General features: G+C 73.1%; 11 protein-coding genes. 4 read left to right on the forward strand and 7 right to left on the reverse strand.

All coding sequences use genetic code 11. The features are described 5' to 3' along the window. The first annotated feature begins 7 nt into the window (after positions 1 to 7). Positions 8 to 406: a VOC family protein gene (locus ABD973_RS13375; protein WP_345500165.1), complete on the forward strand. Its 399-nt coding sequence runs from the start codon at positions 8 to 10 to the stop codon at positions 404 to 406. Positions 407 to 422: 16 nt separating this feature from the next. Here the strand turns inward: ABD973_RS13375 and ABD973_RS13380 are convergent, their stop codons facing one another. Together ABD973_RS13380 and ABD973_RS13385 are read right to left on the reverse strand one after the other, a co-directional pair. Continuing rightward, complete coding sequence (locus ABD973_RS13380) at positions 423 to 728, reverse strand: hypothetical protein (protein ID WP_260614406.1); 306 nt, start codon at positions 726 to 728, stop codon at positions 423 to 425. A gap of 153 nt (positions 729 to 881) precedes the next feature. Next, positions 882 to 2477, reverse strand: a complete 1596-nt coding sequence (locus ABD973_RS13385) for an APC family permease (RefSeq protein WP_345500166.1) — start codon at positions 2475 to 2477, stop codon at positions 882 to 884. A gap of 354 nt (positions 2478 to 2831) precedes the next feature. Here ABD973_RS13385 and ABD973_RS13390 point away from each other — a divergent pair, with 354 nt between their 5' ends. Continuing rightward, positions 2832 to 4841 (forward strand): hypothetical protein, encoded by a 2010-nt coding sequence (locus ABD973_RS13390; protein WP_345500167.1) that lies wholly within the window; start codon positions 2832 to 2834, stop codon positions 4839 to 4841. On the opposite strand, the gene ABD973_RS13395 is transcribed toward ABD973_RS13390, so the two are convergent. The 5 genes from ABD973_RS13395 to ABD973_RS13415 form a co-directional block, all read right to left on the reverse strand. After that, a complete protein-coding gene (locus ABD973_RS13395; RefSeq protein WP_345500168.1) occupies positions 4756 to 6231 on the reverse strand; it encodes an aldehyde dehydrogenase family protein in 1476 nt (491 codons plus the stop codon). The genes ABD973_RS13390 and ABD973_RS13395 overlap by 86 nt on opposite strands. Then, the gene (locus ABD973_RS13400) at positions 6228 to 7964 is read right to left on the reverse strand and encodes an N-acyl-D-amino-acid deacylase family protein (protein WP_345500169.1); all 1737 of its coding nucleotides are present in this window, start codon (positions 7962 to 7964) and stop codon (positions 6228 to 6230) included. Before ABD973_RS13400 ends, ABD973_RS13395 begins: the two co-directional genes overlap by 4 nt. Before the next feature lie 424 nt (positions 7965 to 8388). Beyond that, entirely contained in the window at positions 8389 to 9513 is a 1125-nt protein-coding gene (locus ABD973_RS13405; RefSeq protein WP_125822048.1) for an LLM class flavin-dependent oxidoreductase, read from the reverse strand. Positions 9514 to 9628: 115 nt separating this feature from the next. After that, a complete protein-coding gene (locus tag ABD973_RS13410; RefSeq protein WP_125822047.1) occupies positions 9629 to 10426 on the reverse strand; it encodes an SDR family NAD(P)-dependent oxidoreductase in 798 nt (265 codons plus the stop codon). Positions 10427 to 10435: 9 nt separating this feature from the next. Further along, complete coding sequence (locus tag ABD973_RS13415) at positions 10436 to 11383, reverse strand: LLM class F420-dependent oxidoreductase (protein WP_345500170.1); 948 nt, start codon at positions 11381 to 11383, stop codon at positions 10436 to 10438. Between the two features lie 178 nt (positions 11384 to 11561). Here ABD973_RS13415 and ABD973_RS13420 point away from each other — a divergent pair, with 178 nt between their 5' ends. Together ABD973_RS13420 and ABD973_RS13425 are read left to right on the forward strand one after the other, a co-directional pair. Continuing rightward, entirely contained in the window at positions 11562 to 11819 is a 258-nt protein-coding gene (locus ABD973_RS13420) for a hypothetical protein (RefSeq protein WP_125822046.1), read from the forward strand. Positions 11820 to 11854: 35 nt separating this feature from the next. Beyond that, a complete protein-coding gene (locus ABD973_RS13425; protein ID WP_386381596.1) occupies positions 11855 to 12232 on the forward strand; it encodes a PIN domain-containing protein in 378 nt (125 codons plus the stop codon). Positions 12233 to 12295 lie beyond the last annotated feature (63 nt).

The raw sequence follows: 12295 nt of genomic DNA on the forward strand, positions 1-12295 counted from the left end.
TCCCGGCATGATCAATACGCAGACCCACATACGTGTCGCACGCCCCTCGCGGGATCTGAAGGCCGCCGAGCGGTTCTACGTCGACGGGCTCGGGCTCGACGTCGTGTGGCGGAGCGCGGAGCGCGTGCCCGGGGAGCACGACCTGCTGATGGTCGGGCCGGCCGGGGGCGGGTGGCACTTCGAGCTGACGCTCGACCCCGACGACCCGGTCGAGCCCACCCCCACCGTGGACGACCTGTTCGTCGTCTACCTCGGCGAGGCCCCCGACGAGGAGCTCGTGCGCCGGCTCGTCGAGTGCGGCGGGACCCGGGTCCCCTCGCACAACCCGTACTGGGACGAGTACGGCGTCACGGTCGAGGACCCCGACGGCTACCGGCTCGTGCTCTGCTCCCGCACCTGGGGCTGAGCGTGGGCCGCCCGGGCTAGCCCTTCACCTTCGGCGCGTCCGGGACGCCGGCGTCCAGGGCGCCGCCCGCGCCCGCGAGGGAGCCGTTGGTGGAGTTGGCCGCGCTGCCGACGGCCGCGCCGGTGATGGCCACGGCGGTGCGGGTGTCGTCCACGGCCTGCCCGGGGTGGTTGACGATGCCGACGACGCGCTTGACCGGGGGCTGCCCGCCGAGGGACGCTCCCTCGCCCCCGTCGGCGGCGTGGGCGGTGAGGGGGGTGAGTGCGAGTGCGGCTCCGCCGGTGAGGGCGAGGGCGGTGAGGGTGCGCTTCATTGCCTTCATGCCCCGCCCAACGACCTCCCCGTGTCCCGGGTCACCGCCCGCCCCGGCCGTTCCGCGCATCGGATGACCTGGCCCGCGTACACCGGCGGCCCCGGATCGGGGGATCGATCCGGGGCCGCGGGTCATGACACAGCAGGTGGGGGCGTCAGGCGGTCAGTCCTCCACCACCAGGGCCGGGGTGGACTTCGTCAGGACCTCGCCGCGGAAGAAGGCGGGGCTGCGGCGGCCGGTGACGAACATGACGACCAGGCCGAGGGCGAGCAGGCCGACGCCGATGACGAAGACGCTGCCGACGCCGAGGACGTCGGACCCGGAGCCGTAGGAGGGGTCCCACGCGTCCGCCAGGGTCTTGAAGAAGACCGCGGCGAGCAGCAGGCCGCCCAGGACCGGGAAGACGCCCTTGAAGAACAGGTCGCGGGCGGAGCGGCGCAGCTCGCCGCGGAAGTACCAGGCGCAGGCGAAGGCGGTCAGCGAGTAGTAGAAGCAGATCATCAGGCCGAGCGCGAAGATCGTGTCGGTGAGGACGTTCTCGCTGACCAGGGTCATGACCGTGTAGAAGGCGCCGGTCGCGATGCCCGCCATGACGGTGGCGCGGCCGGGGGTCTTGAACCTGGGGTGGACCTTGGCGTACGAGGGCGGCAGGGCCTCGTAGGTGGACATGGCCAGCACGGTGCGCGCCACCGGGATGAAGGTGGTCTGGAGGGAGGCGGCGGCGGAGGCGAGGACCGCGACGAAGAGCAGGATGCCGAGGACGGGGCCCATGACGGGGCCGGCGAGGGCGGCGAAGACGTTGCCGGAGGTCTCGGCGTTGCCGAGGCCGAGGCCCTCGGTGCCGGAGCCGACGGCCATCTGGGCGGCGATGCCGGTGGCCAGGTAGGAGCCGACCAGGACGATCATGGCGATGAGGGAGGCGCGGCCGGGGGTCTTGGCGGAGCCGGTGGTCTCCTCGTTGGTGGCCAGGCAGGCGTCCCAGCCCCAGTACATGAAGATCGAGAGGGAGAGTCCGGCGGTGAAGGCGCCCATGGACTCGACCGCGAAGGGGTTCATCCACTGCCAGGAGAAGTCGATGCCGGTGTCGAAGGTGCCGGCGGAGGCCTTCTGGAGGGCCATGGCGACGAAGACCGCGAGGACGACGAGCTGGAGGCCGACGAGGGTGTACTGGACGCCCTTGGTGGCGGTCATGCCGCGGTAGCTGATGGCGGTCGCGACGGCGATCAGCGTCAGGCAGGTGGCGATGTGGGCGAACTTGTTGTCGTCGAGGGCGGCGATCGACGGGTTGCCGGTGATCTCGCCGGCCAGCAGCCAGAAGTACGAGGTGGCCACGCCCGCCAGGTTGGACAGCACGATGATCGTGGCGATGACCAGGCCCCAGCCGCACATCCAGCCGATGCGCGGGCCGAAGGCCTTGACGGTCCAGGTGAACGAGGTGCCGCAGTCCGGCACGGCCTTGTTGAGCTCGCGGTAGGCGAAGGCCACCAGGAGCATCGGGAGGAAGCCGGCCAGGAAGACCGCCGGCATCTGGACGCCGACCTCGCCGGCGGTGGAGCCGAGGGTGGAGGTCAGGCAGTAGACGGGGGCGACGGTGGAGATGCCGATGACGGCGCTGCCCAGGAGGCCCACGGAGCCCTTGCCGAGGCCCTTGCCGCGGACGTCGGCCGCGTCTGCGGTCCCGGCCGCATGTACGGCGCCGCCCTCGGCGACGCCGCTTACCGTGTCTCCGACCCGAGGCCGCGTGTCCAGCTGTGTCATGGGACAGGACGGTAGATGCTGCGGTTTCCTGATCCGGAAGACTTAAGTCCGGTAATTCACAGGGCTAAATTCCTTGGATTGCGAAGATCGCATCCGTTCATGAACTGGCAATACAAGGTTCACACGGGCAACCATCCACGGTTCAACAGGCGCCGAGACGGGCATTCCGGATTGCGGAAACCGCAGGAGTATCCCAATTGTCCGTTTCCAAACTTTCCCGCGCCAATTTTCGAAGCCCCCGGAACCCGCCCCAGGCCCCCAAACGACTGCGCCCCGTGAAACCCGCTGGACGGCCCGTGACCACCTCTGGCAGGCTCCCGGCATGACCTACGGAATCGAGTCCCACCCCGCCCGGTGAGCGCCCGCGACGAGCGGACGACGCTCACTCCCGGCACCTCCCTGTACGACTACGCCCTGTTCCGCCGGGGCTGCGACCCCGACGGCGGTGTCCCCCGCCGCGGCTACCCGCTCCCCGACAGGCCCGACCGCGCGACCGGAACACCGCCCTCTGGCCCCCGCCTCACCTGGGAGCGGGCGCAGGAGGAAGTCACCACCGCCCTCGCCGGCCCGCTGGCCGACCCGGACCCCGTCAGGGCCGCCGCGGCCGTCCACCATGCCGTCGGCAGGCTCGGCCTGCTCGGGCTGCCGGACCGGACCGTCCGCGCCGTGGCCGCCCGGATGCCGCTGGAGGACGAACCCGCCGCCCGGGCCGCCGCCCGCCGGCTGACCCGGACCGGCACCACCCCCACCGCCGTCGGCGTCGGCGTCGCCCTCCTGATCCGCCTCGGGGAACCCGAGGACGTGCCCTGCCTCAAGGCCCTCGGCCTGCTCCGCGGACTCGGCAGCCCGGCCGCGGCCGCACTCGACCCCCTCGACCGGCAGGCGGCCGCCCTGCTGCACCTGACCCACCTCGGCCGCGACCACACCCTGACCCCGCTCGTCGACGCGGCCGCCGCCACACCCGACGGCGGCGGCTTCGGCGACGGCCCGGCCACGCGGCGCGTACGGGACGCGCTCGTCGCCCTCGTCAACGCACCGGACCGGGACACCGCCGTCCGCTGGCAGGCCCGCCGCATCGCCGAGGCCGCCCGGCTCGACGCCCTCCTGCGCGCCCGCCCCGACGACACCGCCCTCACCACGGCCGCCGGGCGGCTGCTGCACGCCATGGCGAACCGGTACGACAACCGCGCCGACCTCCTCGACTACGGCCCGGCGGCGGAGGTGTACCGCACGGTGGTGGAGCGGGCGGGCCTGCCCGACCCGGACCTCGACCACCAGGCGCTCCTCCTCTCCCTCGCCCAGGACCTGGACAGCGGCACCGGCGCACTGCTCGACCGGCCCGCCGGCGAGCGGGAGGCGCTGCTCGCCCTCCTCGAACGGCACCTGGGCACCGAACCCCCGCCCGGACCCCACGACCGGCGCGCCGCCTGGATCGCCCGCAACCGCACCCGCCCCTTCGGCCACCCCGTACCGCCCGCGCCCCTGCGCATCGAGGTGGTGGCCGGCGACCCCGACACCCGCACCGCCGTCGAGACCCGGATCCTGATCGACGGCCGGCCCCTCGTACCGGCCCTCTTCCCCAAGGGCCCCGGGCATCCGCCCGAGCACCTGCTCGACGGCGACGCCCTGCTCCCCGGCCCCGAGCCGCGCGAGGTGCAGCTCGCCGAGGCGGACTGCACCGAGGGATGCTGCGGCGCCCTGTACGTCACCGTCCGACGCGACGGGGACGAGGTCGTCTGGGACGGCTGGCGCGGGGCGGCCGGCCCGCCCCCGCCCGAGCTCCGCTTCGACGCGGCCGCCTACGGGGCCGAGGTCCTGCGTGCCCGCGCCGACGAGTCCTGGGCCTGGCCGGCCCGGTGCACCGCCCGGCGGATCACGGCGGCCCTGCGGGCCCGGCCGGAGCTGCGGACCCGCTGGGAACTGCGCTGGATCCGGGCCACCACGGACTGGCGGGACCCGGACCGGGTGACCGTGGACTTCGGCCACCGGCCCGCCCCGGCCGCCCCGCCCGCACCGGGCGAGGACCCCGCGCCGAGCCTGACGTTCGCATGGGAGCTCCCGGACGACGGCCGCCCGCCCGAGGTCCGGGCCGAAGCGGCCGTCGCACGCCTGGAGAGCGCCGACCCGAAGACGTACGCCAGGCTGACCGGCGGGGACCGCCGGCTCGCCGAGTCCCTCGGCTACACCTGGCCGCGGCAGGGCCGCAGCCCCAGGAACCAGGAGGAGAGGGCACCCCCGGGGCGGACCGCCCCGGGGAGCGCCTCCCCTCCTCCCCCCGTCACGTCGTCCACACCACCGACTGCACCTCGCTGTACGCGTGCAGCGCGTACGAGCCGACGTCCCGCCCGACCCCCGACCGCTTGAACCCGCCGAACGGCGCCTCCATGTTCCGGCCGATGGTGTTGACCCCCACCCCGCCCGACCGCAGCCGGCGCGCCACCCGGAAGGCGCGGGCCGGGTCGCCGGACCACACGTAGCTGATCAGCCCGAAGTCGCTGTCGTTCGCCAGCCGGACGGCCTCCTCCTCGTCCCCGTCGAACGGGACCACGACCACGACCGGGCCGAAGATCTCCTCCCGCACCACCCGCATGTCGTTCGTGCAGTCCACCAGCAGCGTCGGCGCCACGTAGAAGCCCCGGCCGCCGCCGACCACCGGGCGCTCGCCGCCGAAGGCGATCCGCGCGCCCTCCTTGCGGCCCAGCTCCACGTACGACTCCACCCGGTCGCGGTGCGCCGCCGAGATCACCGGGCCGACGACCGTGCCCCGCTCGGCCGGATCGCCGACCTTCATGAAGGCCAGGTAGCCGCGCAGCTTCTCCACCAGCGGCTCGTACACCGACCGGTGGACGATCACGCGGGTGGGAGCGGTGCAGATCTGGCCGCTGTAGAAGGAGAAGGTGGTGCCGATCCCCGTCACCGCCGCGTCCAGGTCGGCGTCCTCGAGGACGATCGCCGCTCCCTTGCCGCCCAGCTCCATCAGCTGCCGTTTCATGCTCCGCCCGCACACCTCGGCGATGCGCTGCCCGACGGCCGTGGAGCCGGTGAAGGACACCATGTCCACGTACGGGGAGTCCACGGCCGCCTCGCCGACCTCCACCGAGGCGCCGGAGACCACGTTCACCACCCCGGCCGGGACACCCGCCTCGTGCAGCGCCTCGGCCATCCTGAACACCGACAGCGGATCCTGCGGGGCCGGCTTCACCACCACCGTGTTGCCCATGGCGAGCGCCGGGGCGACCTTGCCGGCCGGGTTCGCCCACGGGTTGTTGTACGAGGTGACGCAGGTGACCACGCCGACCGGCTGGCGCACCTCCAGCGCGCCCAGGACGGACGCCTTCCCCATCGGGCCGGCCTCGGTGACCTGCGGCGGGAGCCCCTTCTCCACCGGCTCCAGGGCGCCCTTCGCGTACCGCCGGAAGCGGGACACGCCGACGCCGACCTGCATCCCGCGGGCGATGCCCGTCGGCGCGCCCGTCTCGGCCCGCGCGAGGGCCGCCCACGGTTCGAACTCCCGCTGGATCACGTCCGCCGCGCGGTCGAGGATGGCCGCGCGCTCCTCGGGGGCCGTACGGGACCACGTGCCGAAGGCCTCGGCGGCGGCGCGGGCCGCCTCCTCGACCTGGGCGCGGGAGGCCTCGGGGGCCAGGCCGACGACGGACCCGTCGGCCGGGTTGACCACCTCGTAGTGCCCGCCGTCGGGCTCGACCCACTCGCCTCCGATGTAGAGGCGCTGCGTGCCCGTGCCCTCGTTCATCGGGTGCTCACCGTCCTGGTGTCGCGGCCGGAGCGGAGCACGGTCCCCGGGACCGCGCCGGTGACCTGGTCGTCGCGGATCGTCTCGACGCCGTTGACGCGTACGGAGACCACCCCGATCCCCCGCGCGTCCAGCCGGGGGCTGTCGCCGGGCAGGTCGTGGACGAGGGTCGCCGGGCCGGCGTCGATGCGCTCCGGGTCGAAGAGGACCAGGTCGGCGTGGAAGCCCTCGGCGATCCGGCCGCGCTCGCGCAGCCCGAACAGCCGGGCCGGGTCGTCGGTGAGCATCCGTACGGCCTGCTCCAGCGGGAGGAGCTTGCGGCCGCGCAGGCAGTCGCCGAGGAACCGGGTCGTGTACGGGGCCCCGCACATCCGGTCCAGGTGGGCGCCGGCGTCGGAGCCGCCGAGCATGACGTCCTCGTGCTGCCAGGTCTCGGCGCGCAGGGCCCAGGTGGCGGGGTCGTTGTCGGTGGGCATGGGCCACAGGACGGTGCGCAGGTCGTCGTGGGCGCAGATCTCGACGAGGCACTGGAAGGCGTCCTGGCCGCGTTCGGCGGCGATGTCGCCGACGACGCGCCCGCTGAGCCCCTCGTTCTCCTTGCTGTACGTGTCGCCGATGACGTAGCGGCCGAAGTCGGCGAGGCGGCGGAAGACCCCGGCCTCCTTGCTGTCGGCGCGGCGGAGCATCCCGGCGCGTACGTCCGGGTCGCGGAGCCTGGCGATCCGCTCGGGGACGGGGAGTGCGAGGACCTCGCCCCAGCCGGGGATGAGGTTGAGGGCGCAGAACGTGCCGAGGGACATGTTCATGGGGGTGAGGATCGGCATGGTCAGCGCGACGATCCGGCCGCCGGACTTGCGGGCGCGTTCGCTGGGGACGAGCTGGCGGGGGACGCGTTCGGGGACGGCGGCGTCGATGGTGAGGACGTTCCAGTTGAGCGGCCGGCCGGCGGCGGCGCTCATCTCGACGAAGAGGTCGATCTCGTCGTCGGAGAACTGGTCGAGGCAGCCGGCCACGATGGCTTCGAGCTGGGTGCCCTCGTGTTCGCCGACGGCGCGGGAGAGCGCGAGAAGTTCGGCGGGTTTCGCGTGCCGGGAGGCGACGGGGGCGCCGGCGCCGTCGGAGTGGGTGGAGGACTGGGTGGTGGACAGCCCCCAGGCGCCGGCGTCCATGGCCTCGTGGAGGAGCGCCAGCATCTGCTCCATCTGGGCGGGGGTGGGCTGCCCGCCGACGGCGTCCTCGCCCATGACGTGCCGGCGCAGGGCGCAGTGGCCGACCATGAAGCCGGCGTTGACGGCGATGCGGCCTTCGAGGGCGTCGAGGTACTCGCCGAAGGTGGACCAGGACCAGTCGACGCCCTCCTCGAGCGCGGCGAGGGCCATGCCCTCGACCTTGCTCATCATGCGGCGGGTGTAGTCGGCGTCCTCGGGGCGGGCGGGGTTGAGGGGCGCGAGGGTGAACCCGCAGTTGCCGCCGGCGACGGTGGTGACGCCGTGGTTCATGGAGGGGGTGGCGTAGGGGTCCCAGAAGAGCTGGGCGTCGTAGTGGGTGTGGGGGTCGATGAAGCCGGGGGTGAGGACGAGGCCGGTGGCGTCCTCGGTGGTACGGGCCTCTGCGGTGGTGCCCGGCTCGGCTATGACGGCTATGCGGCCGTCCTTGATCCCGACGTCGGCGAGGTACGGCGGGGCGCCGGTGCCGTCGACGACGGTCGCTCCGCGGATGAGGTGGTCGAGCATGCGGTTCCCCTCCTGGGTGGTTCCGTGTCCCTTGCCGTTGCCCCGGCCGGGCGGGGCGCGAGCCCTGCGGGGCGGTCCCCTACCCGCCCTTCAACCGTTCTCGCCTCAGACGCCGGCGGGGCTGGAAGAGCCCGGGGCTGCGCCCCGGGCCCCCTGGGGGCTCCGCCCCCGGACCCCCGCGCCTCAAACGCCGGCGGGGCTGGATACATCCAGCCCGCGCGGCGTTTGAGCGCACCGGGCGCGGAGCGCCGTACTTCCAGCCCCGCCGGCGTCTGAGGCGCGGGGTCAGGGGCGGAGCCCCTGGGAACGGGGGAAGGGCGGGTAGGGGACCTCGCCCCGCGCAGCGGCCCCCACCCGCACCCGACCCACCGGCCCCAGCCACCCGAACCGACCCCGCCCCAGGTCCGACGGACGGAGTCCGGCGTTACGAAGCGGCCTGCCGGAAGCGGGTGGTCCGGTGGACCGGGTCGGTGTCGACGTGCGGGATGACGTGTTCGCCGATCAGCTTGATCGTGGTGAGCGTGTCCTCCTTCGACACCCCCGTCGGCAGTCCGAAGGACAGCTGGTCCGCCCCCGCCCGCTCCCACCGCTCGCACTGCGCCCGTACCTCCGACGGGTCTCCGCAGATCAGCAGCTCCTCCGCGATGAGCAGTTCGATGATCTCCGCGTTGTACTCCGGCAGGGTCTCCGGCCACTCCGGGATCGCCTCCGGCCGCGGGAAGGTGTCGTGGTAGCGGAACACCAGCGACTGGAAGCGGTTCATGTTCGCGTTGACGGCGATCTCCACCGCCTTGTCGTGCGTCTCGGCGCAGATCGCGGTCGAGGTGACCATCACGTTGTCGTTCACGAAGGCGCCGATCGCCTTGGCCTCCTGGATGGCCGTCTTGTACTGCTCCAGGACCCACTCCATGTCGGAGACCTTCTGGACGCTGAAGCCCAGCACCCCCAGGCCCTTCTTCGCGGCCATGGCGTACGAGGAGGGCGAGCCGGCGGCGTACCACATGGCCGGGTGGGCCTTGCCGTACGGCTTGGGGAAGATCTTGCGCGGCGGGAGCGACCAGTGCTTGCCCTGGAATCCCTCGTACTCCTCCTGGAGGAACATCTTGGGGAACTCCGCGATGGTCTCCTCCCAGATCTCCTTGGTGTGGTTCATGTCCGTGATGCCGGGGAGGAAGCCGAGGATCTCGTGGCTGCCGGCGCCGCGGCCGGTGCCGAACTCGAAGCGGCCCTTGGAGAGGTGGTCGAGCATGGTGACCTTCTCGGCCACCTTCACCGGGTGGTTGACCGGTGCGAGCGGGTTGAAGATGCCCGAGCCGAGGTGGATGCGCTCGGTGGCGGCGGCGAGGTAGCCGAGGAAGACCTCGTTGGCGGAGAGGTGGGAGTACTCCTCCAGGAAGTGGTGTTCCGAGGCCCAGGCGTACTTGAAGCCGGACTTGTCGGCCTGGATGACGTACTCGGTCTCCTCCAGCAGCGCCTTGTGCTCCGCCTCGGGGTCGACCTTGGACCGCGCCTCAGGCACGTATCCCTGCACGAAGAGCCCGAATTCCAAGGGGGTTCACCGTCCTTAGGTTTCTGACGTTGCGTCAGATGCTGCGATGCGTCCGACTGTTCCATCGCCGGGGCGGGACAGTCAAGAGAGTCGTAACGGGTTATCTGACACGCCGTCAGACAATGCTGACGCCCGCCGTCCAGCCGCCGTCCACCACGAAGGGCTGACCGGTGATGTACGAGGAGTCGTCGCCGGTCAGGAAGAGGGCGAGCTTCGCGATCTCCTCCGGCCGCCCCACCCGGCCCAGCGGGACCACCCGCTTGTACAGCTCGGCCATCGCATCCCTGGCCTCGTCCGTCATCCCCGCCGGGTCGAGGAGCCCGGGGTTGGCCATGGGGGTGTCCACCGCGCCCGGGCACATCGCGTTGACGCGGATGTTCCTCGCGGCCAGCTCCAGTGCCGCCACCCGCGTCAGCCCCAGGACCGCCGCCTTGGTCGCCGCGTACGCGCCCACGTACGCCATGCCCGTCAGACCGGTGTAGGAGGAGGTGTTGACGATGGTCCCGCCGCCGGCCGCCCCGATCTCGGGGGCGAGCGCCCTGATACCGAGGAAGGCGCCGATCTGGTTGACCTCGACCACCTGGCGGAACTCCTCCAGCGGGGTGGCGGCCAGCTCGTTGAAGCGCAGGATGCCCGCGTTGTTGACCAGCCCGTCGATCCGGCCGAAGGCCTCCTTCGCCGCGGCGACCGCGGCCGCCCAGTCCTCCTCCCGGCTCACGTCGAGCCGTACGTACCGCACCCGGTCCGCGCCCGCCTCGGCGGCGATCTCCTTCGCGACGGCCGCGCCCTGCTCGTCCAGCACGTCGCCCAGCAGCACCCGTGCGCCCTCGGCGGCGAAGAGGCGGGCCTCCTGCTCGCCCTGGCCGCGCGCCGCGCCGGTGATGACGACGACGCGCCCGTCCAGCTTGCCCATCGCGTGCTCCTAGTCGTTGAGGAGGGGGGCCACCTCGGCCCCGAAAGCGGTTATCTGGTCCACGAGTTCGGCGCGGTCGCGATTGCGGAAGCGGACCTGGACCTGGTCCACGCCCAGCGCCGCGTACTCCCGGAGGGACTCGGCGAGCACCTCCGCCTTGCCGGTCAGGGTCCGGCGGCCGGTGTCCCAGCCGGGCTCCCCGACGTACAGCGGCTCGGTGATCGCGCCGACCTCGAACGGGCCCTCCACCCCGGCCGCCTCCCGCAGCTCCCGGATCCGGGCCACCTGCCCCGGGATCCGCTCGCGCGGGTCGCCCTGCGGCAGCCAGCCGTCGCCGCGCACGGCGGCCCGGCGGACGGCCGCCGGGGAGGAGCCGCCGACCCAGACCGGGATCCGCTCCTGCGCGGGGCGGGGCAGCTGGCCGAGGTCCCGGAAGGAGAACCGCTCCCCCTCGAACTCCGGGTACTCCTGCGGGCCGAGGGCGGCGCGCAGCGCGTCCAGGCTCTCGTCCAGGACGGCCCCGCGGCGCTCGAAGTCGACGCCGAGCACCTCGAACTCCTCCTGGACGTGCCCGGCACCGACCCCGAGGACCAGCCGGCCGCCGGAGAGGTGGTCGAGGGTCGCGTACTGCTTGGCGGTGAGCAGCGGGTGCCGCAGGCCGACGATCGCGACGTGACTCAGCAGCCGCACCCGCGCGGTGATCCCGGCCAGGAACGCCAGGGTGGCGACGGGGTCGTACCAGACGGTGCCCATGGGGCCGGCGAGGCGGCGCGGGATGGCCACGTGGTCGCAGGTGGCCACGTACCCGAAGCCGGCCCGGTCGGCGGCGCGGGCCACCTCGGCGAGATCGGCCGCGCCGGCCGAGGCCTCCCAGGGCTCGGCGTAGAGGGTGCTCTGCGACTGGACCGGGAGCTGCATCCCGTACTCCAGCCGGCCTTCCGGAAACACGCGCGCCATGCCGGGCCCGCCTCGCCTTCGTATGCCGGTTCGTCGTGCGGTGCCGGGCCATCGTCGTAGCTGACGGTCCGTCAGGCAAGGGGTGGGCGCCGCGCACCCGATGGGGTGAACACCGGTGGATCCGGGTACGGGTACGGGTACGCACCCATACGCTGCGGGAACGGGAAGGAGCACGACGATGCCCGACGCGAACATCCGGATTCCCGAGGAAGCCAAGGACAGGCTCGCCGCCATAGCGGCCGGCGAGGGACTGTCCCTCCGCGCCTACCTGGCCCGCCTGGCCGAGACCCTGTTCACCCCGGCCGAACGCGCCGAACGCGCCGAACGCGCCCGCGTACTGCTGCGCGACTGGAACGGCTACGCACCGACGGAAGCCGAACAGCAGGCGCTGGACGACGAGCTGGACCGCCGACTGCACGGGGCGAGGCCCCGGTGACCGAGCCCGTGCACATCGTGCTGGACGAGTCGGCCATGACCGCGGCCGGCCGGGGAAACGTCCTGGCCTCGCGCCTCATCCACCGCGCTCACGCCGAGTCCGGCTGGTTCCTGTACGCCCCGTCCTGCGCGCTGGTCGAGGCCGACCGGACCCGGCCAGGTACGGCGGAACACCTCGCGGCCCTGCCCGGCATGATCGTCCTGGACCTGGACCTGCCCGCCGCGCTGGCCGTCTCACGGCAGGAGACCTGGGCCGCCGCCCACTGCCTCCACGCCGCGCAGCCCACCCCCGACCGGCCGGACGGCGCGATCGTCGCGACCACGGAACCGAAGCGGTGGGCCGGCGAGCGGGTCCGGATCCTCGACCTCAACCCCATGACCGACGCCGACGAGGAGCCCATGCCCAGGACATGACCCGGAGCGTCCCGACGACGCCTGACCCGCCGCCCTCCCCCAGGGGGCTGTCCGGCCGGGCGC

The sequence above is a fragment of the Streptomyces racemochromogenes genome (assembly GCF_039535215.1).
GTDB lineage: Bacteria > Actinomycetota > Actinomycetes > Streptomycetales > Streptomycetaceae > Streptomyces > Streptomyces racemochromogenes.